At 62.4% G+C, this 25,325-nt stretch carries 22 protein-coding genes; 13 read left to right on the top strand and 9 right to left on the bottom strand.

All coding sequences use genetic code 11. The features are described from left to right. The first annotated feature begins 323 nt into the window (after nt 1-323). Nucleotides 324-1,475 (top strand): M14 family metallopeptidase, encoded by a 1,152-nt coding sequence (locus tag AC1Q6I_RS24090; protein WP_102624836.1) that lies wholly within the window; start codon nt 324-326, stop codon nt 1,473-1,475. A 35-nt stretch (nt 1,476-1,510) separates the two neighbouring features. Here the strand turns inward: AC1Q6I_RS24090 and AC1Q6I_RS24085 are convergent, their stop codons facing one another. Both AC1Q6I_RS24085 and AC1Q6I_RS24080 read right to left on the bottom strand, forming a co-directional pair. Continuing rightward, on the bottom strand, nt 1,511-2,050 hold the full coding sequence (locus tag AC1Q6I_RS24085; RefSeq protein ID WP_102624837.1) for a cytochrome b: 540 nt from the start codon (nt 2,048-2,050) through the stop codon (nt 1,511-1,513). After that, a complete protein-coding gene (locus AC1Q6I_RS24080; RefSeq protein ID WP_102624853.1) occupies nt 2,047-3,129 on the bottom strand; it encodes a catalase family peroxidase in 1,083 nt (360 codons plus the stop codon). The genes AC1Q6I_RS24085 and AC1Q6I_RS24080 overlap by 4 nt, the downstream gene beginning before the upstream one ends. A 168-nt stretch (nt 3,130-3,297) precedes the next feature. Here AC1Q6I_RS24080 and AC1Q6I_RS24075 point away from each other — a divergent pair, with 168 nt between their 5' ends. The 4 genes from AC1Q6I_RS24075 to AC1Q6I_RS24060 all read left to right on the top strand — a co-directional run bounded on the left by AC1Q6I_RS24075 (nt 3,298) and on the right by AC1Q6I_RS24060 (nt 7,188). Beyond that, nucleotides 3,298-3,804: an RNA polymerase sigma factor gene (locus tag AC1Q6I_RS24075; protein ID WP_102624838.1), complete on the top strand. Its 507-nt coding sequence runs from the start codon at nt 3,298-3,300 to the stop codon at nt 3,802-3,804. Continuing rightward, nucleotides 3,801-4,538 (top strand): anti-sigma factor family protein, encoded by a 738-nt coding sequence (locus AC1Q6I_RS24070; protein WP_102624839.1) that lies wholly within the window; start codon nt 3,801-3,803, stop codon nt 4,536-4,538. The genes AC1Q6I_RS24075 and AC1Q6I_RS24070 overlap by 4 nt, the downstream gene beginning before the upstream one ends. A gap of 202 nt (nt 4,539-4,740) precedes the next feature. Then, nucleotides 4,741-5,835 (top strand): cell division protein ZapE, encoded by a 1,095-nt coding sequence (gene zapE / locus AC1Q6I_RS24065; protein WP_102624840.1) that lies wholly within the window; start codon nt 4,741-4,743, stop codon nt 5,833-5,835. Between the two features lie 39 nt (nt 5,836-5,874). Then, a complete protein-coding gene (locus AC1Q6I_RS24060) occupies nt 5,875-7,188 on the top strand; it encodes a protein kinase (RefSeq protein ID WP_102624854.1) in 1,314 nt (437 codons plus the stop codon). A 385-nt stretch (nt 7,189-7,573) separates the two neighbouring features. On the opposite strand, the gene AC1Q6I_RS24055 is transcribed toward AC1Q6I_RS24060, so the two are convergent. Together AC1Q6I_RS24055 and AC1Q6I_RS24050 are read right to left on the bottom strand one after the other, a co-directional pair. Continuing rightward, on the bottom strand, nt 7,574-8,281 hold the full coding sequence (locus tag AC1Q6I_RS24055) for a YebC/PmpR family DNA-binding transcriptional regulator (RefSeq protein WP_069076539.1): 708 nt from the start codon (nt 8,279-8,281) through the stop codon (nt 7,574-7,576). A 109-nt stretch (nt 8,282-8,390) separates the two neighbouring features. Next, on the bottom strand, nt 8,391-9,299 hold the full coding sequence (locus AC1Q6I_RS24050) for a LysR substrate-binding domain-containing protein (protein WP_102624841.1): 909 nt from the start codon (nt 9,297-9,299) through the stop codon (nt 8,391-8,393). 125 nt (nt 9,300-9,424) lie between these two features. On the opposite strand from AC1Q6I_RS24050, the gene AC1Q6I_RS24045 reads away from it, so the two are divergent. From AC1Q6I_RS24045 to AC1Q6I_RS24035, 3 genes are all read left to right on the top strand, one after another. Then, entirely contained in the window at nt 9,425-10,534 is a 1,110-nt protein-coding gene (locus AC1Q6I_RS24045) for a 2-aminoethylphosphonate--pyruvate transaminase (RefSeq protein WP_102624842.1), read from the top strand. A 29-nt stretch (nt 10,535-10,563) separates the two neighbouring features. Beyond that, a complete protein-coding gene (gene phnX / locus AC1Q6I_RS24040; protein WP_024076258.1) occupies nt 10,564-11,391 on the top strand; it encodes a phosphonoacetaldehyde hydrolase in 828 nt (275 codons plus the stop codon). Between the two features lie 114 nt (nt 11,392-11,505). Continuing rightward, nucleotides 11,506-12,051: a cytochrome b gene (locus AC1Q6I_RS24035; RefSeq protein ID WP_102624843.1), complete on the top strand. Its 546-nt coding sequence runs from the start codon at nt 11,506-11,508 to the stop codon at nt 12,049-12,051. Here AC1Q6I_RS24035 and AC1Q6I_RS24030 read toward each other — a convergent pair. Both AC1Q6I_RS24030 and AC1Q6I_RS24025 read right to left on the bottom strand, forming a co-directional pair. Next, nucleotides 12,048-12,938: a 1-aminocyclopropane-1-carboxylate deaminase/D-cysteine desulfhydrase gene (locus AC1Q6I_RS24030; RefSeq protein WP_102624844.1), complete on the bottom strand. Its 891-nt coding sequence runs from the start codon at nt 12,936-12,938 to the stop codon at nt 12,048-12,050. The genes AC1Q6I_RS24035 and AC1Q6I_RS24030 overlap by 4 nt on opposite strands. A 58-nt stretch (nt 12,939-12,996) precedes the next feature. Then, nucleotides 12,997-15,036, bottom strand: coding sequence for an NADPH-dependent 2,4-dienoyl-CoA reductase (locus tag AC1Q6I_RS24025; protein WP_102624845.1), 2,040 nt, complete (start codon nt 15,034-15,036; stop codon nt 12,997-12,999). A 212-nt stretch (nt 15,037-15,248) separates the two neighbouring features. Between AC1Q6I_RS24025 and AC1Q6I_RS24020 the strand changes: the two genes are divergently transcribed. From AC1Q6I_RS24020 to AC1Q6I_RS24010, 3 genes are all read left to right on the top strand, one after another. After that, a complete protein-coding gene (locus tag AC1Q6I_RS24020; protein WP_102624846.1) occupies nt 15,249-16,379 on the top strand; it encodes a carbon-nitrogen hydrolase family protein in 1,131 nt (376 codons plus the stop codon). Nucleotides 16,380-16,383: 4 nt separating this feature from the next. Beyond that, nucleotides 16,384-17,418 carry an AraC family transcriptional regulator gene (locus AC1Q6I_RS24015; RefSeq protein ID WP_102624847.1) on the top strand — a complete coding sequence of 345 codons (1,035 nt, stop codon included), beginning with the start codon at nt 16,384-16,386 and terminating at the stop codon, nt 17,416-17,418. A 334-nt stretch (nt 17,419-17,752) separates the two neighbouring features. Next, complete coding sequence (locus tag AC1Q6I_RS24010) at nt 17,753-18,757, top strand: transketolase-like TK C-terminal-containing protein (protein ID WP_102624848.1); 1,005 nt, start codon at nt 17,753-17,755, stop codon at nt 18,755-18,757. Nucleotides 18,758-18,813: 56 nt separating this feature from the next. Here AC1Q6I_RS24010 and AC1Q6I_RS24005 read toward each other — a convergent pair whose 3' ends face one another. Continuing rightward, nucleotides 18,814-19,290: a MarR family winged helix-turn-helix transcriptional regulator gene (locus tag AC1Q6I_RS24005; RefSeq protein ID WP_024076265.1), complete on the bottom strand. Its 477-nt coding sequence runs from the start codon at nt 19,288-19,290 to the stop codon at nt 18,814-18,816. 144 nt (nt 19,291-19,434) lie between these two features. On the opposite strand from AC1Q6I_RS24005, the gene aceE reads away from it, so the two are divergent. Continuing rightward, entirely contained in the window at nt 19,435-22,095 is a 2,661-nt protein-coding gene (aceE, locus tag AC1Q6I_RS24000) for a pyruvate dehydrogenase (acetyl-transferring), homodimeric type (protein ID WP_102624849.1), read from the top strand. Nucleotide 22,096: 1 nt separating this feature from the next. Here the strand turns inward: aceE and AC1Q6I_RS23995 are convergent, their stop codons facing one another. Both AC1Q6I_RS23995 and AC1Q6I_RS23990 read right to left on the bottom strand, forming a co-directional pair. Then, complete coding sequence (locus tag AC1Q6I_RS23995) at nt 22,097-22,891, bottom strand: DUF2242 domain-containing protein (protein ID WP_102642568.1); 795 nt, start codon at nt 22,889-22,891, stop codon at nt 22,097-22,099. An 89-nt stretch (nt 22,892-22,980) separates the two neighbouring features. After that, nucleotides 22,981-23,880 carry a LysR family transcriptional regulator gene (locus AC1Q6I_RS23990; protein ID WP_102624851.1) on the bottom strand — a complete coding sequence of 300 codons (900 nt, stop codon included), beginning with the start codon at nt 23,878-23,880 and terminating at the stop codon, nt 22,981-22,983. Between the two features lie 120 nt (nt 23,881-24,000). Here AC1Q6I_RS23990 and AC1Q6I_RS23985 point away from each other — a divergent pair, with 120 nt between their 5' ends. Further along, nucleotides 24,001-25,194 (top strand): MFS transporter, encoded by a 1,194-nt coding sequence (locus AC1Q6I_RS23985; RefSeq protein WP_102624852.1) that lies wholly within the window; start codon nt 24,001-24,003, stop codon nt 25,192-25,194. The last annotated feature ends 131 nt before the right edge of the window (nt 25,195-25,325 follow it).

Below are 25,325 nucleotides of genomic sequence, written 5' to 3'. Positions count from 1 at the left end.
CATCAGGCTAATCACGGTTTTTGACCCGGCTCTTTGGCCGGGTCTTTTTTTTGCCAGTTTCCCTGGCATGGCTTCAGGCTAATGAAGACTGTGTGTTGCTGAATGGCGCGCATGGTAGCAAAAGACCATCGTCCAAAGAAAGCCGGTCGAAGGCTCTAGCCCAGATCTTTGAGAAATAGCGCTTGAGAATCAATCTCATAGATTCTAAGCTGCCCCAGCGTCAAGGACGACGCCCCCCTCCTCCGCAACAATTTTGCGTCAAGATTTTGCCCGGTGCCTGTGTAATATAACCGCCACAACATTCATACCCAGGCAACCCGACTATGACCGTGGCCTTGACCTCTATCAAGATCAGCACCGACTTCGACAGTGGCAATATCCAGGTTCTGGATGCCAGCGATGCCTATCAGTTGCTGCTCGCCATCGAACCCGATACCCGCAGCGCACATTTCCAGTGGTTCCACTTCAAGGCCGAAGGCATGCACGTGGGCCATACCCACACTTTCCGCCTGAGCAACGCCAGCCATTCTTCCTATAAGCATGCGTGGAGCGGCTACAACGCTGTCGCCTCCTACGACCATATCAACTGGTTCCGCGTGCCCACGCGCTTTGATGGCGAGACCTTGCACATCAGCCTCGAAACCCGTGAGAAACACGCCTGGTTCGCCTACTTCGAACCCTACAGCCGCGAACGCCACGACTGGCTGATCGAGCAGGCCGTGACCCGCGCAGGCGCTAAATTGCTGGCCACCGGTAAAAGTGTCGAAGGCCGTGATATCCAGTTGCTACGTCGTGGCAAAGGCGGCAGCAACCGGCGCAAGGTCTGGATCATCGCCCAGCAACACCCCGGCGAACACATGGCCGAATGGTTCATGGAAGGCATCATCGAACGCCTGCAACAGGATGGCGATGCCGAGCTGAGGAAGCTCCTGGCCGTTGCCGACCTGTACCTGATCCCCAACATGAACCCTGACGGTGCCTTCCATGGCCACTTGCGCACCAACGCCATGGGCCAGGACCTCAACCGCGCGTGGCAGAGCGCCAACCAGGAAACCAGCCCGGAAGTGCTGTTCGTGCAGCAACAGATGGAAAAGCATGGCGTCGACCTGTTCCTCGACATCCATGGCGACGAGGAAATCCCCTACGTGTTCACCGCCGGTTGCGAAGGCAACCCGGGATACACCCCGCGCATCGAAGCCCTGGAAAAACACTTCCGCAGCCACCTGAGCGCGCTGACCCGTGACTTCCAGACCACCCACGGCTACTCCCGCGACCTGCCGGGCGAAGCCAACATGACCTTGGCCTGCAATGCCGTCGGCGAGAAATACGATTGCCTTTCGCTGACCCTGGAAATGCCGTTCAAGGACAACGACGATGCGCCCAACCCGCACACCGGCTGGTCGGGCAAACGCTCGATGCAATTGGGTAAGGATGTGTTGAGCACGATCGCCGATATCGTGACCGTCCTGCGCTAACCCTTGCCTGGGCCGGCAAGGGTTCAATGGCAGCCTCAGTCTTTGGTACCGGTCATGCTTTGCAACACGCCATCGCGCCGAATCAGCCCGTGGAATAACGCCGCCGCCAGGTGCAAAAGCACCGTCAGGAACAGCAGGTAGGCCAGATACCCATGGGCCTTGCGTAACACCGCGAACAATGGTGCATTCGCGCCTACCAGCGCCGGCAGCTGTATCGAACTGCTCAGCATCACCGGGTCGCCCGCCGCTGAAATCATCGCCCAACCCAGCAGCGGCAGCACCAGCATCAAGGCATACAGCACCAGGTGAGACACCTTGGCCGCCAGTGTTTGCCACAACGGCAAATCGCTGGGCAGCGGTGGTTGGCGCGTGGAAAAGCGCACCACCAGCCGCACGATCACCAGCGCCAGAATCGCAATCCCCAACGGCTTGTGCAGGTGAATCAACCATTCATGCCGCTCGGACACCGACGCGGCCAACCCCGCACCGATAAACAGCATCGCGATGATCATCAGCGCCATCAACCAATGCAGCAGGCGCGCCAGGGGCGTGAAAAACCGTGGTTGGGCATTCATGGCTTCGACTCCTGAGGGGCATTGTGCAAGGGGCTGACTTCGCCAGCGCGACGCAGGTAAGAACTGGCATACGCAGCCGAACGGGCCGCCAGCAGCGGATCATTGGACGCCTCGATGCCGCTCGGCAAAATCAGCGGGTCGAAGTTGATGTCACGGCAATCCCCATCGACCTGTGGCTGGCTGCTGTCCAGCACCAGGCTGCCGACGTTGATGACCTTGTGCTCACCGGCCCAGGTCTTGCTCGCATCGTCCAGCGGGTCACCGGGGTTGGCCAGGGTCATGTTCAATTGCCAACGCAGCGGTCCTGCCGCCAGGCGTTGCACCAGGTCTTTCTCCAGAAAGTCATTGCCTGCCGGTGCGCTATCGCCGGGTGCATCCTGGCTCTGCGGTACGACGCCCCAACGCACGGCCTGGCGTTTGCCGTCGGCGTTCACCAGGTAAAACGCATTGATGCCGTTGTAGGTTTCAGTGGCATAGCTGGCCGATGGCCTGGCGGTCTTGACCCACGCCAGGAACGGCGCGGTCTCAGGGTGAGAAGCAAAAAACGCCGGCATACTCGCCGGGTTCGGCTTGCCGGTGGCCGGGTCGGGCGCGCCGGCCTTGAGCAGTTGATAGAACGCCTCGGGCGTGCCCACCGGGAACACCGGCATGCTGTTCATCCCAGTGCGCCATTGCTGGCCGTTGGCTTGGGTAAATTGCACGGCAAAACTGCGGATCGGCACGCTGCTGTCCGGTGCATAGGGGTTGCCGCTGGGCAAGGCAAATCGGCCGATGATGGGGGTTTTGGCTGCGCTGAAGACTTGGGCGCTGGAATACGCGCGCGCCTCGGCGCTGCTCTCGAAATAACCCGCGACGCACACACCCTTGGCGTGGTTGCGGCGGAACCCCGGATGCACACCGTTATTGGTTTCCAGGGCATTGACCAGCGTCGTGGGCCGCAGGCGTTGTGGGTCGAGGGTGCCGTTGACGTAGGCAAACGCCCCCGCAACAACCGCAACAACCGCACCGATGCCGACAAGTCGAGCAATCAGGCTCGCAGTACTCAGCGCAAGACGGGGTGGTGGTGAGTGATCTACCATCAGGAAACTCCAGGGCCAAGGGCCTTTGGCGGTGAACATAGGGTCGGTGCATTGAGACGAATGCCGATCCGCTCTATTCCCTGGCCTTTGATTTATTTTCGAGAAAGGGGAATAACCTTCAGCGCCGGACGTCTCTCTAGTCCCAACGTAGCGACCAGCCAGCATCCCATGCACGCACTCGACGAACAGTTACGTGAACTCATCCCCAGGCTGCGGCGCTTTGCCGTGTCCCTGACCCGTCACGCCAGCAGCGCCGACGACTTGGTGCAGTCGACCCTGGAACGGGCGATCATCCGCTGGGACGACAAACGTCTGGAAGGCGACCTGCGCGCCTGGCTGTTCTCGATCCTCTACCGGCAGTTCCTCGACGCCCATCGACGCAGCCGCCGCTATGCACGCATGCTCGATTTTTTCACCGGGCGCGATGATGCCGAGCCCTCGGTCGAGCGCACGGTGATGGCCCAAGCCACCTTGCAAGCCTTCGATCAACTCAACACCGAGCAACGTGCGCTGCTGCTGTGGGTGTCGGTCGAAGGTTTGAGCTACAAGGAAGTCGCAGAAATCCTCGACGTGCCCATCGGCACGGTGATGTCGCGCCTGTCGCGGGCGCGCCAGGCCCTGCGCCAACTCAGCGATGGCGAAATCGCCAGCCCTTCCCTGCGGATACTCAAATGATCAGCCTGCCCCCCAGCGAACGCGATTTGCATGCCTACGTCGATCACCAGCTCCTGGAGAGTGATCGGCGTGTGCTTGAAACCTACTTGGCGGCCCACCCCGAGGTCGCGGCCCAAGTCCACGCCTGGCAGCAGGATGCGCAATTGCTGCGCGCGGCACTGAGTGGCGTCCTGCACCAGCCGGCCAACCCTGGGCTGGACCCGATGCTGATTCGCCAGCGCATCAAACATCAGTCCCGCCGCCATTTCGCGACAGCGGCGGTGCTGCTGATTGCCGTCAGCCTCGGTGGCATTGGCGGCTGGCACGCCCGTGAAGCCACGCAACCGCCGCTGCTGCCCATGGCCGACGCCATGCAGGCCTACCGCCTGTTTGCCCAGGACGGCATCATGCCGGCCGACTACCGCTCTTCAGACAGCGGCACGATGCAAACCTGGCTTGATCGCTACTTCAACCAGGCCCACCGCCTGCCGGACTTGAGCCAGGCAGGTTTCAAGCCGGTCAGCGCACGCTTGCTCACCACCGAGCAAGGCGCAGCGGCGATGGTGTTGTACGAAGACACGCAAGGTCGACACATCAGCTTCTACATCCGCCCACCGGGCCCGGACAACGGCTTTCTGCCCCGTGGCAACCGCAGCGCTGACGGCTTACACGCCGAGTACTGGTCCGGCGCCGGCTACAACTATGCGATGGTCAGCCCGGTGGATCAGCCCACCGCGCCGCTGTTGAAGTTCTAGAAACTCCAGCACCACTGTATCGGTCCAGGTCTCGGCGTTGCAGGTGCACCCGGCCCTCCCAAACCCGCGCCGCCTGCTGAGCGCTTGGGCGGGTGTCTACAGGCCATGCCTTTTCGAGATGGCTGGCGGCGCCCTTCTCGATTGGTCAAAACATGGCCGGGGCTCTAAAGTAAGCGACCACCGCACCACAGAGTGACTTGCATTGGCCGTGTTTCCCCTGATCCGACGCCTGCTCGGTAAACCCCCCGGCACCCGCGTCGACGCCTCCATCCCGATGTTCTTTCAGCACAAGGCCGAGCAACAGGGCTACACCCTCAGCGCCGGCCAGGCCCAGGCGATCGCCGCCATGGCCCGCGAAACCGCGCACCTGCTGGCCGGCCAACCGACTCGCAGCCTGTACCTGCACGGCCCGGTGGGGCGCGGCAAAAGCTGGCTGCTCGATGGGTTTTTCCAGGCGTTGCCAATGGCCGAAAAACAACGCGTGCATTTCCATGACTTTTTCGCCCGCCTGCACCGGGGCATGTTCGCCCATCGTCAGCAGCCAGACGCACTGGCCACGACCCTGGATGAGCTGCTCGAGGGCTGCCGCGTACTGTGCTTCGACGAGTTCCACGTCCACGATATTGGCGATGCCATGCTGATCAGCCGGCTGTTCAAAGCCTTGTTCAAGCGCGGTGTCCTGGTGCTGGTCACCTCCAACTACCCGCCCGCGGGCCTGTTGCCCAACCCCCTGTACCACCAGCGTTTCAAGCCGGTGATCGACTTGATCGCGGCGCGTATGGAGATGTTGGAAGTCAGTTCGCCCCGCGACTTCCGCAGCCTGCCCCAGGCCCATGCCGAACAGCGCTTTACCCAGGGGCAATACGTGTGGCCGGGCACGCCGGCACAACGTGAGGCCCTTGGCTTGCCCACCACCGATTGCCCGCCGCAGCCCCTCAGCGTCGGCGCCCGCCAGTTGACCTGCCGCCAGCGCGAAGCACACCGCATCGCTTTCACCTTCAGCGACCTGTGCGAACAACTCACTGCGGTAATGGACTACCTGCTGCTGTGCGACGACTTCGACCACTGGATCATCGATGGGCTGCCATACCTGGCGGATTGCCCGATCGCCGTGCAACAGCGCTTTATCAACCTGGTAGACGTACTCTACGACCGCGATAAGCAGTTGACCCTGATCGGCGAACAGCCCCTGGCCAAATCCCTGGAAGGCCAGGCCATCGACCTGGCCCGCACGGCCAGCCGCCTGAACCAATTGCAAACGGTCAGCCCGCAACGCGCGCCCGACCCGGTATCATGAGCGCCTTTTACGCCCTCTTGCCGAGTGACCGCGCCGTTCATGAATACCCTCGCCCAACTCAAGGCCGGCCAACTGGCCGGTATCACGCGCCTGGACCTGTCCTGCGGGCTGACTGAATTCCCCCGGGAAATCTTCGAACTGGCCGACTCCCTGGAAATCCTCAACCTCAGCGGCAACGCCCTGAGCAGCCTGCCGGATGACCTGCATCGCCTGCCGCACCTGCGCGTACTGTTCTGCTCGGACAACGCCTTTACGGAACTGCCCGAATGCCTGGGCCAGTGCGCCAAACTGAGCATGATCGGCTTCAAGGCCAACCAGATCCGCCACGTACCGGCGGCCGCGCTGCCGCCGCAGTTGCGCTGGCTGATCCTCACCGATAACCGCATCAGCCAACTGCCCGACGAACTGGGCCAGCGGCCGTTGCTGCAAAAACTGATGCTGGCCGGCAACCAACTCGCGCATTTGCCGCCGAGCCTGGCCAACTGCCAGAACCTTGAGCTGATCCGCATCGCCTCCAACCGTCTGACCCGCTTGCCCGAATGGCTGCTGACACTGCCGAGCCTGACTTGGCTGGCCTACGCTGGCAACCCGGTGGAAATGGCGGTTGACGTGGCCGCCGACGACGCGACACCGGATATTCCCTGGGCGCAACTGGCGCTCGCCGACGTGCTCGGGGAAGGTGCCTCCGGAGTGATTCGCAAGGCCACGTGGCAACCTGAGGCCAAGCCCGTCGCGGTCAAACTCTATAAAGGCGCCATCACCAGCGACGGCTCGCCATTGCATGAAATGCAGGCCTGCATCGCGGCCGGGCAGCACCCCAACCTGATCAAGGTCGAAGGCCGTGTGGTGGGCCACCCCGACGGCCAGGCCGCGCTGGTGATGGACCTGATCGAACCGAGCTACCGTAACCTCGCCGCCCTGCCCAGCCTCGCGTCCTGCACCCGCGACATCTACGACCCTGCTACCCGCTTCAGCCTCGCCGTGGCATTGCGCATGGCGCGGGGCATCGCCTCGGTGGCCGCACACCTGCACCGGCACGGCATCACCCATGGCGACCTGTACGGCCACAATATCCTGTGGAACGCGGCGGGTGATTGCCTGCTGGGGGATTTTGGCGCCGCGTCATTCCATGCCACGGCAGATACCCTGGAGACCAGAGCGTTGCAGCACATTGAAGTGCGGGCGTTCGGGGTGTTGCTCGGGGAGTTGCTGGAGCGGATCGACACGGGCTTGAGCGACGACACGCGTCAGGTGCTAGAAAGCTTGCAGGCGCGCTGCTGCCAGCCGGAGGTGTTGGCACGGCCGAGTTTCGAGGAAGTCGACGCGCTGCTGCAATCTATCCCACACCCCTGAACCCAATGTGGGAGCAAGCCCCCTCCCACACTGGATTGCTGGTGGCAGGTAGAAAGCAGCCCGGCGGTAGATCTCGTGGATACCGCCAATCCCCTGTGGGAGATGTCGAGCTTTAGCGAGGCTTCGAAGGCGGTGGCACGGTTGGCAGGTGTGTTGGCTGACCCACCGCCATCGGGGGCAAGCCCCCTCCCACATTTGATCGCGGGTGGCAGGTAGAGAGCAGCCCGGCTGTGGATCTCGTGGATACCGCCAATCCCCTGTGGGAGATGTCGAGCTTTAGCGAGGCTTCGAAGGCGGTGGTACGGTTGGCAGGTGTGTTGGCTGACCCACTGCCATCGCGAGCCAGCCCCCTCCCACATTCGAGCCGAGCTTATTCAGCTATCAATCAGCCTGCCAAGCCGACGAACATATCCTGCACGTCGTCATGGTTGTCCAGACCTTCGAGGAAGGCTTCGACTTCCGCCATCTGCGCGTCGGTCAAGCCGCTCACCGGGTTTTTCGAGATGTAGCCCAGCTTGGCCGACAGTACGGTGAAGCCCTGCTCCGGCAAGGCTTTTTGCACGGCGTCCAGGTCGGTGGTCTCGGTAATGAACAGGGTCGTGCCTTCTTCTTCACCTTCTTCGAAGTCCTGGGCGCCGGCTTCAATCGCGGCCATTTCCGGATCAGCGTCCGGGCTGTCCGGCGACGCTTCGATCAGGCCAACGTGGTTGAAGTCCCAGGCCACGGAGCCGGAAGCCCCCAGTTGGCCCTTGCGGAAGGCCACGCGGATTTCCGCCACGGTGCGGTTGATGTTGTCGGTGACGCACTCGACGATCAACGGCACCTGGTGCGGGGCGAACCCTTCGTAGGTCACGCGGTGGTACTGCACGGTTTCACCCAGCAGGCCGGCGCCTTTCTTGATGGCGCGGTCCAGGGTTTCCTTGGGCATCGAGGCCTTTTTGGCCTGTTCCACCACCAGACGCAGGTGGGCGTTGGTCGCCGTGTCGGCGCCATTGCGCGCGGCGATGGTGATCTCTTTCACCAGCTTGCCGAAGATCTTGCCCTTGGCATTGGCTGCCGCTTCTTTATGTTTGACTTTCCACTGTGCGCCCATGACTCACTCTCTTCTCGTCCATCGCGCCGAAACGTCTACTGGCCGGCGCTTTGGGGGCAGAGTTTATAGGGCAAAAACGCTCTGATCCACCAAAAACCGGCCATACCCCTCAGGTTCGCAAGGGTTTGATCGTCGCATCCTGCTCCGGCACCAAGCCCCTCATCGGCGCCAGCTCGAAGAACGCCTGAATCAAACGCAACGACCGGCGCCGCTCCATGCACCCGAGCATATGCCGGTTCAGCAGCCCCTCGCCGCGGATCGGCACCGCCTGCACGCGCGGGTCCTGGCTGACCTCCATCGACGACACCACGCCGACCCCCAATTCAGCCGCGACGGCTTCGGTCACCGCCTCGCGGCTGTCCAGTTCCAGCAACACCCTGGGTTGCACATTGGTCGCCAGGCAGGCGTCGTCAAAGGTGCGTCGGGTGATGGAGCCGGGCTCGCGCAGCACCATGATCACCTCGTTCAATTGCTCCAGGCCAATGCCCTTGGGCAGCGTCGCCCACGGGTGGCTGGCCGGTACCAACGCGCAAATCCGCGACTCGCCCAAGGGTTGCAGGTGCAAGCCATTGCGCGGCTCCACCTCAGTCAGCACCGCTACATCCACGTGCTCGGCCAGCAACGCCGCCAGGGTTTCCTGAGCATTGCCCAAGCGCAGGTTGACGGTGATGCCGGGGTAACGCGCACGCAGGCTGGCAATCATCGGCATCACCAGGTGCGGGCCGTCCGCCGACACTTCCAGGCGCCCGGTGAGCAATTGTCGATTGGCCTCCAGCAGGGTCTGCGCCTCGTCGACCAGGCCGAAGATCGCGCGCGTGATCGCCGCCAGGCGCGCGCCCTCCTCGGTCAACTCGACCCGCCGCGCCGTGCGACGCAACAGCGGGATCTGGTAGTGCTCTTCCAGGGCCTTGATATGCCCGGTGACCGCCGGCTGGCTGATGAACAGCCGCGCTGCCGCACGGGTAAAGCTGCCCTCGCGGGCCACGGCATCGAATGCGCGCAATTGGAACAGGTTCATGGGGATTGACCTGGCTATCGGCCTGACTGATAGCTCGCATAACAACAAACAATTTGATTGATAACAAGCCAAACTGCAATTTAGGCGCCGTAGCTTCACCCCCAAACAGCTTGCAAGGACTTGAGATGAGCACTGCCGCGCCGATCCTGCTGACACCTGGCCCCTTGACCACCTCTGCCCGCACTCGCCAGGCAATGATGGTGGATTGGGGGTCATGGGATGAGCGTTTCAACCAACTCACTGCCAGCACCTGCGCGCAACTGCTGGCGATCCTCAACGGTGCCGAAAGCCACCATTGCATCCCCTTGCAAGGCAGCGGCACCTTCGCCGTCGAAGCCGCCATCGGCACCCTGGTGCCCCGCGACGGCAAGGTGCTGGTGCTGATCAACGGCGCCTATGGCAAACGCCTGGCGAAGATCTGTGAAGTACTCGGCCGTACGTTCAGCACCTTTGCGACCGCCGAGGACGAACCCACTACCGCCGCCGACGTCGACCGCCTGCTGCACGCCGACCCGGCCATCACCCACGTCGCCTTGATCCACTGCGAAACCAGCACCGGCATTCTGAATCCGCTGCCGCAGATCGCCGAAGTGGTCAAACGCCACGGCAAGCGCCTGATCGTCGACGCCATGAGCTCGTTCGGCGCACTGCCGATCGATGCCCGCCAAGTGCCGTTCGAGGCGTTGATCGCCGCCTCGGGCAAATGCCTGGAGGGCGTGCCCGGCATGGGCTTTGTCTTCGCCGAAAAACAGGCGCTGGCCGCCGCCCAAGGCAACTGCCACTCCCTGGCGATGGACCTGTTCGAGCAGCACAGCTACATGGCCAAGACCGGCCAGTGGCGCTTCACCCCGCCCACCCACGTGGTCGCCGCCCTGCACGAAGCGCTGCTGCACTACCACGAAGAGGGCGGCCTGCCCGCGCGCCATCAGCGCTACGCCAACAACTGCCAGGCGTTGCTCGACGGCATGGCCGAACTGGGCCTGCGCAGCTTCCTGCCGGCAGCGATCCAGGCGCCGATCATCGTCACCTTCCACGCGCCAAAAGACCCGCGCTACCAGTTCAAGGCGTTCTACGAACGGGTCAAGGCCAAGGGTTTCATTCTGTATCCCGGCAAATTGACCGAGGTCGAGACCTTCCGCGTCGGCTGCATCGGCCACGTCGATATCGCCGAGATGCAGGCGGCGGTGGCGGCAGTAGCCCAGGTGCTGCAAGAGATGGAAGTGTTGGACATTTGATTCTCCCCATGACCCACAGGATTCGACCCATGAACTATCAAACCCCCAACACCCTCCAGGCCGTCATCCTCGACTGGGCTGGCACCGTAGTCGACTTCGGTTCGTTCGCCCCCACGCAGATCTTTGTCGAAGCCTTCGCCGAGTTCGACGTGCACGTCTCGATCGAAGAAGCCCGTGGCCCGATGGGCATGGGCAAGTGGGACCATATCCGCACCCTCTGCGACCAACCGGCGGTCGCCGAGCGCTACCGCAAGGTGTTCGGCCGCACGCCCAGCGATGACGACGTCACCGCCATCTACCAGCGCTTCATGCCCTTGCAGATCGAGAAAATCGCCGCACACTCGGCCCTGATCCCTGGCGCCCTCGACACCATCGCGGCGCTGCGTGCGCAGGGGATCAAGATCGGTTCCTGCTCCGGCTACCCCAAGCCAGTGATGGACAAGGTTGTCGCCCTGGCGGCCCGCAACGGCTATAGCGCCGACCACGTGGTTGCCACCGACGAAGTCCCCAATGGCCGTCCGTGGCCGGCCCAGGCCCTGGCCAACGTGATCGCGCTGGGCATTGACGATGTGGCGGCCTGCGTCAAGGTCGACGACACCGTCCCGGGCATTCTCGAAGGCCGCCGCGCCGGGATGTGGACCGTGGCCCTGACCTGCTCCGGCAACGCCCTGGGCCTGACCTACGCGCAATTTCGCGCACTGGACAGCGCCACCCTGGCCAGCGAACGCACGCGCATCGAGACGCTGTTCCAAGCCTCGCGCCCGCACTACCTGATCGACACCATCAGCGACCTGCCGGCGGTGATCACGGACATCAACCAGCGCCTGGCGCGCGGTGAAATGCCGCAAGCGCACTGATCAAGGTCAACACAACGGCATTCGCGTCGGGCAAATCCGGCAAAACAGGCTTACAGTAAAAGGACTTCGTCGCCAAAGAACGGAGGTTTGCCCTGATGAGTGAGGAAGAAAGCGATGCCGTGGAAAAATTCCGATACACGCTACAGCACCATGTCGATTGCGTTGCACTGGTTGATGGTGGTGTTGCTGGCGGTGGTCTACGCCTGCATTGAGTTTCGCGGGATCTTTCCCAAAGGCAGTGGCGGGCGTGCGTTGATCGTCGAAATGCACTTCATGTTCGGCCTGACCGTGTTTGTGCTGGTGTGGCTGCGCCTGTTTGCACGCAGCCTGGGCGTTGCACCGAAGATCGTTCCGGCCCCCCCGCAATGGCAGTCCTCGCTGGCGACCCTGATGCATCTGGCGCTGTACGTGTTCATGATCGGCATGCCGATCGCCGGTTGGCTGATCGTCAGCGCCCAAGGGCATTCCGTGATGTTCTACGGGGTCGAGTTACCGCCGCTGATCGGTGAAAACAAGGACCTGGCCAAGCAGATCAAGGAATGGCACGAACTGGGCGGTTCGATCGGTTATTGGTTGATCGGGCTGCACGCGGTGGCCGGCCTTTACCACCATTACTTCATGCGCGATAACACGGTGTTGCGCATGATGCCCAAGCGCTAGGCGCCAATCCCACGACGGCCCTGCAAGCCGCCCGTATGGATGAAGATCAGGCGAGTGCCGCGACCGAAGCGTCCGGCCTCGACCTGTTGCTTCAACGCCAGCAACGCCTTGCCGGTGTACAGCGGCTCGAGCGGCACACCGCAGGCCTGTTCGGTGGCGTCGATAAAGTCGAGCAGGAGTGGGTCGACCTTGGCAAACCCACCCCGGCTGGCGTCCAGCAGCTCATATCCCTGCTGCACGATGGCCTGCACGTTTTGCGCGACACCGTGATCATCCGGCACCGCCATTGCGCCAAACACCGGATGCGCACCAGCCTCTGCCAGCACCAGGCCCGCCAGGGTGGTGCCAGTGCCCGCCGCCAGCCACCAGGCCGTGTAATCCGCCCACCCCAGGTTGCCCAACTGGGCGCGAGCCTGCTCGACCAACACGCCACACCCCGACGCCCCGCAGAGCGTGCCGCCGCCTTCGGGCACAGGATGTAAGTCCGGATACTGCTCACGCCATGGTGCCCAGAATCCAGGTTCGTGACGTGCGCGATAGCCGCCATACCCCAGCCAATGCAACTGCATGCCGAAGGCTTTCAGGTCGACCACGGTGGGGGTGTCTTGAGGATGGCCGCGCAACAGGCCGACGGTAGGGAAACCGAAGCGTTTGCCCGCCGCCGCCAGCGCGTGCAAATGGTTGGAGTGCGCTCCGCCCAGGCTGATGATTCCGTTCGCACCGGCCTGTTGCGCCTGGGCCAAGTGCCCGGTGAGCTTGAACCACTTGTTGCCGCTGATCAGCGGGTCGATGCGGTCCAGGCGCAGCACGGCCAGTTCGACCCCGTTCAGCCAGTCCAGCGGCAAGGGTTCAAGCGGCGCACAGGGAAGCCAATCGAAGGGACCCATCGGGGGAACATCTGCATGAAAAAGGGGCGGTAGTCTAACACCGCCCCGCCTCGGTTCCTTACAGCTCGGCCGCCAGGCGCGAGCCCTGGTTGATGGCGCGCTTGGCGTCCAGCTCGGCCGCCACATCGGCACCGCCGATCAAGTGCACGTGCTGGCCCGCGGCGACCAGGCCGTCCTGCAATTCGCGCAACGGATCCTGGCCGGCACAGATGACGATATTGTCCACCGCCAACAGCTGCGGCTCGCCCTCGGCGCCGATGCGGATATGCAGGCCCTCATCGTCGATCTTCAAGTATTCGACGCTGTTGAGCATCTGCACCTGCTTGTTCTTCAACCCGGTGCGGTGAATCCAGCCGGTGGTCTTGCCCAAGCCGTCGCCGACCTTGGAAGCCTTGCGTTGCAGCAGGAACACATCGCGCGCCGGTGCATGACGCTCGGGCTTGATCCCGGCCACGCCGCCACGGGCTTGCAGTTGGGTGTCGATGCCCCACTCTTTCCAGAACGCATCACGGTCCAGGCTGGTGGAGACGCCCTGGTGCACGAGGAATTCCGACACATCAAAGCCGATGCCACCGGCACCGATCACCGCGACGCGCTTGCCCACCGGCTTACGCTCAAGGATCACGTCCAGGTAGCTCAGCACCTTGGCATTGTCGATACCCGGGATCGCCGGGGTGCGTGGCGCAATGCCGGTGGCCAGGATAATCTCGTCATAGCCGCCCGCCACCAGTTGCGCGACATCCACACGGGTGTTGAGGCACACCTCGACGTGGGTGGTCTGCAGCTTGCGCTTGAAGTAGCGCAGGGTTTCGAAGAACTCTTCCTTGCCCGGTATGCGCTTGGCGATATTGAACTGGCCGCCGATCTCGCTGGCGGAGTCAAACAACGTGACTTGATGGCCGCGCTCAGCCGCCACGGTAGCCGCTGCCAGGCCTGCGGGGCCGGCGCCGACCACGGCGACTTTCTTGATATGTTTCACCGGCAGGTAGTTCAGCTCGGTCTCGTAGCACGCCCGCGGGTTGACCAGGCAAGTGGTCAGCTTGCCGCCAAAGGTGTGGTCCAGGCAGGCCTGGTTGCAGCCGATGCAGGTGTTGATTTCATCGGCGCGACCGGCAGCGGCCTTGTTGACGAACTCCGGGTCAGCGAGAAACGGTCGTGCCATCGAGACCATGTCGGCATCGCCTTCGGCAAGGATCTGCTCGGCAATCTCCGGGGTGTTGATGCGGTTGGTGGTGATCAGCGGAATCTGCACCGCGCCACGCAACTTGGCGGTGACTTTACTGAAGGCGCCACGCGGTACCTTGGTCGCGATGGTCGGGATACGCGCTTCGTGCCAGCCAATCCCGGTGTTGATGAGCGTGGCGCCGGCCTGCTCGATGGCCTTGGCCAACTGCACGATTTCTTCCCAGGTGCTGCCGCCTTCGACCAGGTCGAGCATCGACAGGCGGAAGATAATGATGAAGTTCGGGCCCACCGCTTCGCGCACCCGGCGCACAATCTCGACCGCCAGGCGCATGCGGTTTTCGTAGCTGCCGCCCCAACGGTCGGTACGGTGGTTGGTATGAGCGGCGAGGAACTGGTTAATGAAGTAGCCTTCGGAGCCCATGATTTCCACGCCGTCGTACGCGGCGGACTGAGCCAGCAGCGAGCAGGTGACGAAATCCTGGATCTGCTTTTCGATGCCCGCCTCGTCCAGCTCCTTGGGCTTGAACGGGTTGATCGGTGCCTGGATCGCACTCGGCGCGACCTGCTTGGGGCTGTAGGCATAACGGCCAGCGTGGAGGATCTGCATGCAGATCTTGCCGCCCGCGTCATGGACGGCCTGCGTGACGATCCTGTGCTTCTGCGCCTCCTGCTCGGTGGTCAGCTTGGCCGCGCCGGCATACACCCCGCCTTCGTCGTTCGGGCCAATGCCGCCGGTGACCATCAGGCCCACGCCGCCACGGGCGCGCTCGGCAAAATAGGCCGCCATGCGCTCGAAACCGCCCGGTTTCTCTTCCAGGCCGGTGTGCATCGAGCCCATCAGGGTACGGTTGCGCAAGGTGGTAAAACCCAGGTCCAACGGGGCCAGCAGGTGCGGGTACGCAGCAGCGGTCATGGTCAAGCTCCACAACGGATCATCACGGGGGTGTGGCAGGCTCGTAGGGCCCGTCATCGGTTTATGTCCCACAGACTAAGAGGCGAGGGATGACGGCTCAATGACTGAAACTGACAAGTTATTGATCCAAATGCACAGTGCCCCTTGGCAAGCCGGGGCATGGGCCCTACCCTAGGTGCGAACCCTGCACTTGGTCCGTTGTCTGTTCCCCCATGCGTAAACTTCTCGTTCTTACCGTCACCATGGCCCTGGTTGCCGCCATCGCCGCGTATCTGGTCTGGACCCAGGAGCGCCCCGTGGCGCATTACCTGTCCGACCTGCGCATTACCCTGGCCGTCAACGAAGGCCAGCCGGCCGACCGCGGCAATCTGCTGGGCATCCAGCCCGAGCTGTTCCCCGCTGACTACCAGAGCCTGGAACGCCTGCACCTGAAGCTGGCGGCCTACCTGCAAAAAGCCCGCGACCAGGGGCTGATCAATGAAAAGACCATCGTGGTGCTGCCGGAACACATCGGCACCTGGCTGATGCTCGGCGGTGAGAAAAACGAGCTGTACCAAGCGACCCATGTCAAAGATGCGATGAATTGGCTGTCGATCAGCAACCCGTTGCAGTTCCTGCGGGCCTGGATCAGCGCCACCGGCGATAACCGCATGGACGATGCCTACCTGCGCATGAAAGCCCCGGAGATGGCGCGCGATTACCAGGTACTGTTCGGCGGCCTGGCCAAGGAATTTGGCGTGACCCTGGTGGCCGGCTCCATCGCCCTGCCCAACCCCAGCGTCCGCCAAGGTCACTTGCAGGTCGGCCATGGTGCGCTGTACAACGCCAGCCTGGTGTTTGCCGCCGACGGTTTGCCCGTGGGCCAGCCGCAACGCCAGCTCTACCCGATCTACGATGAGCGCGGTTTTATCGAGCCGGGCGATGAAACCATCGTCAGCGTAGTCGACACCCCGGCTGGACGCCTGGGTATCCTGATCGGCAGTGACAGCTGGTACCCGGACAACTATCGCAAGCTCAACGAACAAGGCGCACAGCTGATCGCGGTGCCGGCGTTTGTCATCGGTCGCGACACCTGGGACCGCCCATGGCGTGGCTTCAAAAGTGTGTCCACCCCAGCGGAAATCAGCCTCAAGCCCGAAGAACTCAGCGAGGGCGAGGCCTGGCGCCGTCTCACCCTCATCAGCCAGCCCGCCATCAGCCAGGCCAGCGCCGGCATGAGCGTGTTCCTGCGTGGGCAGTTCTGGGACCTGGGCACTGCCGGGCACAGTTTCCTCAGCAGCAACGGGCAAATCATTGCCGACGGCGACGCCCGCGGCGCACGCCTGCTGAATATCTGGTTGTAATGCCGTGAAACCGGTGCGCCTGGGGGATCTGTCGGTGGGCTTCGTGCACACCCTGGCCGACGCAATCCACAGCCACGGCCTCGACCCGCAACCCCTGCTGCTGCAATACGGCCTTGACCCGGCACGCCTCGCCGAAGCGGGCGCGCGCTTGTCGATCCCGCGCTATATGCGCCTGGGCCATGCCGCCATCCAACTCACCGGCGACCAGGCCCTGGGCCTGCGCATGGGCCAACTCAGTCGCTTGAGCCAGGCCGGCCTGGCCGGGGTCACGGCCGCCCAGGCGCCCAACGTGCGTGAAGCGGCGCGCACCCTCACACGCTTCGAAGCGCTGTACGGTTCCAACTATCGCGGGCAATCGAGTTTTCATGAGGATGCCGAAGGCGCCTGGCTGCGCTTCTATTCCATCAGCCCCTACAACGCCTACAACCGCTTTGTGGTGGACTCGATCATCGCCGGGTGGCTGCACCAACTGTCGAGCCTGGCCCAGCAACCGGTGCAGGCACAGCGCATCGAGATTGAATTCGACGCCCCCGAGTACAGCGACCAGTACAACGTGCTGGGTGACGGCCTGGTCCACTTCGGCGCCGACATCAATCAACTGCGCCTCAGCCAGCAAACCCTGGCCCTGCGCAACCCACAGCACTGTCCAAGCACGTGGCAACTCTTGCTGCAATTGTGTGAAAGGGAATTGGAGCAGTTGACTCGCACCCGCAGCCTGCGCGAGCGCATTACCCGGTTGCTCGGGCCGATGCTCAATGGTGGCCGGGAACCCGACCTGGAAGAAGTGGCGGCACGCTTGAAGCTGCCCACCTGGACGCTACGCCGCAAACTGGCCGAAGAAGGCACTCAGTTTCGCGCAATCCTCAACGACACCCGCCGCGACCTGGCCATGACTTACATTCGCGATACGGAACTGGCGTTCGGCGAGATCGCCTATTTGCTCGGTTTTGCCTCGGCCCAAGCCTTTCAACGGGCGTTCAGGCGGTGGAACAACCAGACCCCAGGGGAATTTCGCCGCAGTCAGCGGCACTCCGCCTGAAGTCGGTCTTACAGCTCGGTGGCATCATCGGCCGGATCCAGAGGGTCCAGTTCAAAGGCCTGGTACTCCAGCAGTTCTTCCTGGTAATCGTCCATGGTGGGCTCCTTGTTTTGAATTAAAAGCGGCTGCAGACAAATGACCTGCACAGCCAGCCTAAAGTGCCGTGATGACGAAAATATGTCGACGTCATGACGCTCCTGCACTCCAAGATTAAACGTAGCAGCGTTATACGGATTTAGCACAGGAGGCTTTAAGTACAATTGCAATCATTGCAATTGCAATAATATACCGATTTCCACTAAGGTAAGGGCATTCGTCGCCAGGTGCCCTCCCTATGACCACCGCTACCGCCCGCGCCGCGCAGCTCTGTCTCGACGCCTTGAGTTGTGCGACAACGGCCTGCCGCTCACCGCTATACACCGTGATGAGCATCGCCAACACCCTGGAATCCAGCCGACAGGCCTGGGTGATCCGCGGCCAGTCCCACTCCCGGCGCGTAGATGGATGGCCCAGCTGGTTCGCACGCAATACCGGGGAAAAACCGCTGCTGTACCTGCACAGCGCCGTCTCGTCTGCGCAGTTATGCGCCTTGACGGAGGAGACGACGCAGCGCGGCATCTTGTGCAACGACATCGAAAACCACGCCTCCCCCTGGCCCAAGGGCACGCAACCATCCCTGCCGATATGGCTGGCGACCCATCCGCGCTGCACGCCCTACGACCCGGCTTCGGGCGAGGAAGCCCAGGCGATTGTGCTGGCAGGGTTGCGCACGCTGTATGTCGAAGGCCAACCGGGCTTCTATTACCTGGCGCTGCATGACCACGCAAGCGCAGTGCCCTTGAGCGCACAGGACCGTGAGGATGCGCTCAAGGGCATGTACCCGATCCAGGGCGGTCCCTCATGGGATGTGCGATTGCTCGGCGCAGGCCGGGCGCTGGAAGAAGTCGTCCAGGCGGCGCGATTGTTGGAAGAGGATTGGAAGATCACGGCCCAACTGTGGAGCTGTCCCAGCTATACGCGGTTGGCCCGTGAAGCGGCGACCATTGAACGCTGGAATCGCCTGCATCCGACGGCCCCCAAACGCAGCTGCCATTTACGTGATTGCCTGGCCGGAAATGCGGCGCCGGTCATTGCCGTCACCGGTTATCCGCAGGCAATTGTCGATCAGTTGGCGGCGTATGTGGATGCGCGGTTCGTGGCGCTGGGAGCCGGTTCGGTGCAGGCGACCGCGCCCAGTCGCTACTGGATTGCGGTATTGGCATTGAACGCCTTGGCGGAAGAAGGGCTTATTGATGCCCGGCAGGTGGACCTGGCGATAAACCGGTATGCACTGAAATGAACAGGCATGCACGCCATTGTGGGAGGGGACTTGCCCCCTCCCACATGGGATCGGCATCAAGCTTCCGACTTGCGTCGGCCACGGGTTTGAACACCTGCCGCCATCGCCATCCCGGCAGTACGCTCCAACGCCTCGGCAAACGCCTGGCGCTGCTCCGGTTCGATCTGCGACAGGAACAACTCGTCCACCGTGCTTTCGTAGATCTTCCACATTTTTTTACGCAATGCCCGGCCGGCATCGGTGATCGACGCAAATGCCGCGCGACCATCGCCGTCGGAGCGTGAACGCACTACCAGGCCGTCCTTTTCCAGGCGGTCTACCAGGCGTGTGAGGTTATAGCGCTCGATGGCCAGCACATCGGCCAACTCGTGCATGCGGCGGGTGCCTTCGGGGCCGCTTTCCAGGCCCCACAGTGCGTCGTACCAGGCGTAAGGCGGCAAGTCGGCGGCCGCCAGGCGGCGCTCGATTTCACGGATGACCGTCCTGTGGGCCCTGACAAAACGGAACCATACATCGGGCTCTTTCGACGACATGCAACACCATCCGGTGGATTTCAAGAAGGTTGCAATAGTAGCTCATCCCGCGCTAGATTCGCTCATGTAGTTGCAATTGCAATTATATTGCAACACTCCCACAAGGAGCCCACCACTTGAAATCCGCCTACCCTGGAGCCTCACATGACCCCGAATAACACAGTCAGACGCGACGCCGATCCACAGGAAACCCGCGAGTGGCTGGAGTCCATCGAGTCGGTGCTGTCCACCGAAGGCCGCCCGCGCGCCCACTACCTGATCGACCAGTTGCTGGATTTCGACGTGGCGCGGCATGGTGACTTCTACGGGCGGGTGACCACGCCCTACATCAACACGATCCCGGTAGACCGCCAGCTGCCCTACCCCGGCAACCTGGCCATCGAACGCCGCACCAATGCGTTTATCCGCTGGAATGCCATGGCCATGGTGCTGCGCGCCGGCAAACATTCCGGTGTCGGTGGGCATATCGCCACCTATGCGTCGGCCGCCGTGCTGTATGACGTCGGCTTCGACCATTTTTTCCGTGGGCGCACCGACACGTTCGATGGCGACCTGGTGTACATCCAGGGTCACTCCTCCCCAGGCATCTACGCGCGTGCCTACCTCGAAGGCCGCATCAGCGAAGCGCAGTTGGACAACTTCCGGCGCGAGGCCGGTGGCCAGGGCTTATCGTCCTACCCCCACCCACGATTGATGCCGGACTTCTGGCAATTCCCCACCGTGTCCATGGGGCTCGGGCCGATCACCGCCGCCTACCAGGCGCGCTTTATGCGCTACCTGGAGTTGCGCGCGCTCAAGCAGCACCAGGGCCGCAAGGTCTGGGCGTTCCTCGGTGATGGCGAAATGGACCAGCCGGAATCAATGGCCGCCATTTCCCTGGCCGGGCGCGAAAAGCTCGACAACCTGATCTTCGTGGTCAACTGCAACCTGCAACGCCTGGACGGCCCGGTACGCGGCAATGCCAAGGTGATCCAGGAATTCGAAAGCCTCTACCGCGCGGCAGGCTGGAATGTGATCAAGGTGATCTGGGGCAGTGGCTGGGACGCGCTGCTGGAAAAAGACCAGAGCGGGCTGCTGCGCCAACGCATGATGGAGTGCGTGGACGGCGATTATCAGAACTACAAATCCCAGGATGGCGCCTATGTGCGCGAACATTTCTTCGGCAAATACCCAGAGTTGCTGGCACTGGTTGCAGACCTGTCCGACGAGGATATCTGGAAACTCTCACGAGGCGGTCATGACCCCGACAAGGTCTATAACGCCTATGCTGCCGCTGTGCGTCATACCGGCCAGCCCACGGTGATCCTGGCGAAAACCGTCAAGGGTTTTGGCATGGGCGAAGCTGGCGAAGGCCAGAACATTAACCACCAACTGAAAAAAATGGGCGCCGATGCCGTCAAAGCCTTCCGCGACCGCTTCGGCCTGGAAGTGCCTGATGAGCAGTTGGCCGAAATCCCTTACCTCAAGCCAGCCGCCGAGAGCGAAGAAGCTCGCTACTTCGCCGCACGGCGCCTAGCGTTGGGCGGCTATGTGCCAGCACGCCACACCGCCGTCGAGTCACTGCAGATTCCGGAGCTGAGCGCCTTCGCCACCCAGCTCAAAGACACCGGCGAGCGCGCCATCTCCACCACCATGGCCTTTGTGCGGATCCTCGGCACGCTGCTCAAGGATCCGCACCTGGGCAAGCGGGTCGTACCCATCGTGCCGGACGAATCACGCACCTTCGGTATGGAAAGCCTCTTCCGTCAGATAGGTATCCACTCCGCCGTCGGCCAGCTCTACACCCCACAGGACGCTGGGCAACTGAGCTACTACAAGGAGAGTAAGGACGGACAGATCATGCAGGAAGGCCTGAATGAATCTGGCGCCATTTCCTCCTGGATCGCGGCGAGTACGTCCTACAGCAACCACGCCCTGATGACCGTACCCTTCTACATTTTCTACTCGATGTTCGGCTTCCAGCGCGTCGGCGACCTGGCCTGGGCGGCTGGCGACGCACGGGCGCGCGGTTTCCTGCTGGGCGCCACGGCCGGGCGCACCACCCTGATGGGCGAAGGCTTGCAGCATGACGATGGGCATAGCCATATCCTGGCGTCAGTGATTCCCTGCTGTGTGTCGTATGACCCGACCTTTGCCTACGAGCTGGCGGTGATCATTCGCGAGGGCATGCGGCGCATGTATGTCGAGCAGGAGGATATTTACTACTACATCACCCTGCTCAACGAGAACTACCCACACCCGGCAATGCCCGAAGCCGTGGAAGAAGGCATTCTCAAGGGTTTGTATCCCCTGAGTACTCATCAGCAAGCACAGGTGCAATTGATGGGCAGTGGTTCGATCCTGCGGGAAGTGATCGCTGCGGCTGCATTGCTCGACAAGGATTTCGCCGTACACAGCACCGTATGGAGTGCGCCCAGCCTGACCGAGTTGCGCCGTGAGGGGCATGAAGCGGAACGCTGGAACCTGCTGCACCCGGAACGTGAACCGCGCTTGAGTTACGTCGAACAATGCCTGGCCGGACAGATGGGCCCGGTGGTGGTGGCCACTGACTACATGAAGCTCTTCGCCGACCAGATCCGCCCCTTCGTGGCAAACCGGCGCTTTGTTGCGCTGGGCACGGACGGCTTCGGGCAGTCGGATACACGGGAAACCTTGCGCGAGTTCTTCGAGGTGGACCGGCATTTCATCGTGCTGGCGGCACTGAAGGCGCTGGCCGACGACGGGTTGATCGGACGCGACAAAGTCAGTGAGGCGATCAGGCGCTACGGAATCAATGTCGACAAGACCAATCCCGTAGCGGTCTGATTTACTGTGCAGGCGTCGGCAGGGGTGGAATCGGCTCTGTCGGCGGCGGCAGGTCCGACGTGGTTGGCGCTGGTGTCGGTGCAGGTGTCGGTTCTGCCTGCGGGGCAATCGGCGCAGCCTCCGGCGCAGGTACAACCGGCTCCGAGGCGGCCGGCGCCGCGGGTGCTTCCTTCGGCGTTGGCGTTTTCTCGGCCGCTGGGGCGACCTTGGGTTCCGGTACCCCCAGGTCCGCCTTAGGCGTCTCTGGAATATGCGCCGCCTTCTTGACTTCCTGAGGCAGGAACACGTCCACCAGGGCAAAGTAGCGCTCGTAGAACTTCGGCGCCGAGACGGTCTCGCTCGCCACCTTCACCATCGAGTCATCGGTGGAGCCAATCGGCATCGACACCGAGCCCAGCACGCCCACCCCCAGGCTTGCGGAGTTATTGACCTTCTTCAGCGCATAGCGGTCCTGCAGGGCGTTGGCGAACATCGTCGAGTGGTTTTTGCCCTTGCCGTCATCGGCACACACCACGTTGAAGCTGATTTGCATGTGAGTCTCGCCGGTCTGCTGGAAACTCTTGTTACCCACTACCAGTTTCGGATCGCTGCTGGTGATGATGTAGCCCTGGCTCAGCAGGGCACGCCGTGCGGCCTCGCACGCTGCCACGTCAGTGACCGGGTAATCCCGGGAAAACGTACCAGAGTCGTCGAAATTTTCATGTTCATAAATAGCGGTCTTGGGTGACGAGCAGCCCGCGGCGCCCGCCAGCACCAGCGCCAACCCGAGGCTACGCAAGTGAAATGATGTCGACATTGAAAATCCTGAGGAAAACAGTCAGGGCGGTATTGTGCAACAGAACGAGGCCTTGGCGCGCGCATTCCTGTCGGTAAAACGTCACAGGCCTACACATCGGTGCCTACAGGAAAAAGCCCGGCACACATATGGTCAATAAACACGCGGAGTTTGGCCGAGGCATGGCGACTTGATGGCCACAACATCCAGAAACTACCCCGGTGCTCGAGGTAGTCGTCCAGTACACGCTGTAAACGCCCCTGCTCCACGGCCTGGTTGACCATGTAGTCCGGAAGGCAAGCGATACCCAACCCCTCAAGCACCACATGGTTGAGGGACTCGATGGTGGTACTGACCAGCGGTGCGCGCAGTGTCGGCTCGGCAATGCCTGGCACCTGGCGCAATGGCCAGTTTTCCAGCTTGCCGGTGGCGCAGAATTTATGGCGCAGGCAGGCATGGCGGCTCAGGTCCTGCGGCTGCTGCGGGGTGCCATGTTGGTCGAAGTAACCGGGGGTGCCGACCAGCACCAACTGGTAATAGCCCAGATGCCGCGCCATCAAGCGCGAATCTTCCGGTTTACCGGTGCGAATCACCGCATCGAAACCCTCCTCGATCACGTCCACCATACGGTCGGAAAAATCCACATCCAATTCGATAGCCGGGTAGGCGCGCATAAAGTCGCTGAGCACCGGCATCAACAGGCCGCGCACCTGCGGCACACTGATGCGTAACTTGCCCCGAGGGATGGCCCCGGCTTGCGTCAACTCCTGCTCGGCCGCCTCGACCTCGGCCAGGATGCGCCGTGAGCGCTCAAGGAACAGCGCACCCTCACTGGTCAAGGTGATACTGCGCGTGCTGCGGTGAAATAGCCTTACGCCCAGGCGCTCTTCCATGCGTGCGATGCTTTTACCCACCGCCGACGATGACACCCCCAGAACGCGACCGGCAGCCGTAAAGCTGCGAGTCTCCGCCACCTGCACAAATACCGAGAGACTGCCCAGGCTGTCCATGAACGAATCCTTGAGTATTACGGATATAGGTGTCCGATAAGTTCGGAACCTTAGCCTGTTTTTCCGTTGCTCACATCCCCCTACTCTGCCCCCCTTGCCCCTTTGCATGGATAGAGCGCTATGAGCAACAGCCCTTCACTGACCGATTGCCCAACGACAGCCCAGCCTGACGTACTACCGCTGGGCGGCTTGCTGGCCCTGGCGTGCGCCGGGTTTATCACCATCCTCACTGAAGCCATGCCCGCCGGGCTCCTGCCGCAGATGGGCGAAGGCCTCGACGTATCGCCTGCGCTCGTCGGTCAATTGGTCACTCTCTACGCGCTTGGGTCACTACTCGCGGCGATACCGTTGACGCTGCTGACCCGAGGCTGGCGTCGGCGGCCATTGTTACTGGTCGCCATCGGTGGTTTCGCGCTGGTCAACAGTGTCACGGCGCTGTCCAGTCACTATGGGCTGACCCTGGGGGCCCGCTTTTTTGCCGGGGTCTTCGCCGGCCTGCTCTGGGCGTTGTTGGCAGGCTATGCAAGCCGGATGGTTGCACCGCACTTGCAAGGCCGGGCGATCGCCGTAGCGATGCTGGGCGCACCATTGGCCTTGTCCCTGGGTGTGCCGGCCGGCACGTTCCTAGGCACCGTTGCAGGCTGGCGCCTGAGCTTTGCGATCATGACCGGGCTGACGCTGGTGCTGTTGATCTGGGCGCGCTGGCAGCTCCCTGACTTTGCCGGCGAACCGCCAGGAAAACGCTTGGGAATGCGTGAAGTATTGACCTTGCCAGGTATTCGTCCGGTGTTATGGGTGACCTTTACCTACGTGCTCGCCCACAACATTCTCTACACCTACATCGCCCCGCTGCTGGCGCCTGCCGCGATCACCGCCGATATCGACCGGGTGCTACTGGTGTTTGGCCTGGCGGCGCTGCTGAGCATCTGGTTAGCCGGCCTGTTGATTGATCGTTGGTTGCATACACTGCTGCTGATCAGTTGTGCGCTGTTTGGCTTGATAGCCGTGGGGCTGGCGTTCTGGATCAACATACCCGCCGTCATCTACGTGGCTATCGCCCTCTGGGGCCTGGCATTTGGCGGCCTGCCCGCATTGTTGCAGACCGCACTGGCCAAATCGGCAGGCGCGTCGGCGGATGCCGCGCAATCGATGCTGGTGACCGTATGGAACCTGGGGATAGCGGGCGGCGGGCTGGCCGGCGGGGTGTTGCTTGAGGGCTGGGGGGTTGCGGCGTTTCCATGGGCGGTGGTGCTGTTGATGCTACTGGCGTTGGCCGGTGCATCACAGGCTGCGCCTTCTACCTCAATCCCTTGAGTCCTCCTGAAGATAGGTCAGGAGGTGTAAACCTTATTCAGGACGGGACACACATAAAAAATCTATGGTCCCCCCCATTTTTGCAATACTGATTAACGGGCGATGTGGTTGGCTTGCTTAAATCTATCCGG

It is taken from the genome of Pseudomonas sp. MPR-R2A5 (genome assembly GCF_058793055.1).
Note: the sequence above shows the minus strand (reverse complement) of the source record. Positions and strands in the feature narration are given on the sequence as shown.

Bases quoted from the DNA above. Each gene is read 5' to 3' on its own strand.
- AC1Q6I_RS24090 (WP_102624836.1), top strand. From the start codon at position 324: ATGACCGTGGCCTTGACCTCTATCAAGATCAGCACCGACTTCGACAGT.
- AC1Q6I_RS24085 (WP_102624837.1), bottom strand. From the start codon at position 2,050: ATGAATGCCCAACCACGGTTTTTCACGCCCCTGGCGCGCCTGCTGCAT.
- AC1Q6I_RS24080 (WP_102624853.1), bottom strand. From the start codon at position 3,129: ATGGTAGATCACTCACCACCACCCCGTCTTGCGCTGAGTACTGCGAGC.
- AC1Q6I_RS24075 (WP_102624838.1), top strand. From the start codon at position 3,298: ATGCACGCACTCGACGAACAGTTACGTGAACTCATCCCCAGGCTGCGG.
- AC1Q6I_RS24070 (WP_102624839.1), top strand. From the start codon at position 3,801: ATGATCAGCCTGCCCCCCAGCGAACGCGATTTGCATGCCTACGTCGAT.
- AC1Q6I_RS24060 (WP_102624854.1), top strand. From the start codon at position 5,875: ATGAATACCCTCGCCCAACTCAAGGCCGGCCAACTGGCCGGTATCACG.
- AC1Q6I_RS24055 (WP_069076539.1), bottom strand. From the start codon at position 8,281: ATGGGCGCACAGTGGAAAGTCAAACATAAAGAAGCGGCAGCCAATGCC.
- AC1Q6I_RS24050 (WP_102624841.1), bottom strand. From the start codon at position 9,299: ATGAACCTGTTCCAATTGCGCGCATTCGATGCCGTGGCCCGCGAGGGC.
- AC1Q6I_RS24045 (WP_102624842.1), top strand. From the start codon at position 9,425: ATGAGCACTGCCGCGCCGATCCTGCTGACACCTGGCCCCTTGACCACC.
- phnX (WP_024076258.1), top strand. From the start codon at position 10,564: ATGAACTATCAAACCCCCAACACCCTCCAGGCCGTCATCCTCGACTGG.
- AC1Q6I_RS24035 (WP_102624843.1), top strand. From the start codon at position 11,506: ATGCCGTGGAAAAATTCCGATACACGCTACAGCACCATGTCGATTGCG.
- AC1Q6I_RS24030 (WP_102624844.1), bottom strand. From the start codon at position 12,938: ATGGGTCCCTTCGATTGGCTTCCCTGTGCGCCGCTTGAACCCTTGCCG.
- AC1Q6I_RS24025 (WP_102624845.1), bottom strand. From the start codon at position 15,036: ATGACCGCTGCTGCGTACCCGCACCTGCTGGCCCCGTTGGACCTGGGT.
- AC1Q6I_RS24020 (WP_102624846.1), top strand. From the start codon at position 15,249: ATGCGTAAACTTCTCGTTCTTACCGTCACCATGGCCCTGGTTGCCGCC.
- AC1Q6I_RS24010 (WP_102624848.1), top strand. From the start codon at position 17,753: ATGACCACCGCTACCGCCCGCGCCGCGCAGCTCTGTCTCGACGCCTTG.
- AC1Q6I_RS24005 (WP_024076265.1), bottom strand. From the start codon at position 19,290: ATGTCGTCGAAAGAGCCCGATGTATGGTTCCGTTTTGTCAGGGCCCAC.
- aceE (WP_102624849.1), top strand. From the start codon at position 19,435: ATGACCCCGAATAACACAGTCAGACGCGACGCCGATCCACAGGAAACC.
- AC1Q6I_RS23995 (WP_102642568.1), bottom strand. From the start codon at position 22,891: ATGTCGACATCATTTCACTTGCGTAGCCTCGGGTTGGCGCTGGTGCTG.
- AC1Q6I_RS23990 (WP_102624851.1), bottom strand. From the start codon at position 23,880: ATGGACAGCCTGGGCAGTCTCTCGGTATTTGTGCAGGTGGCGGAGACT.
- AC1Q6I_RS23985 (WP_102624852.1), top strand. From the start codon at position 24,001: ATGAGCAACAGCCCTTCACTGACCGATTGCCCAACGACAGCCCAGCCT.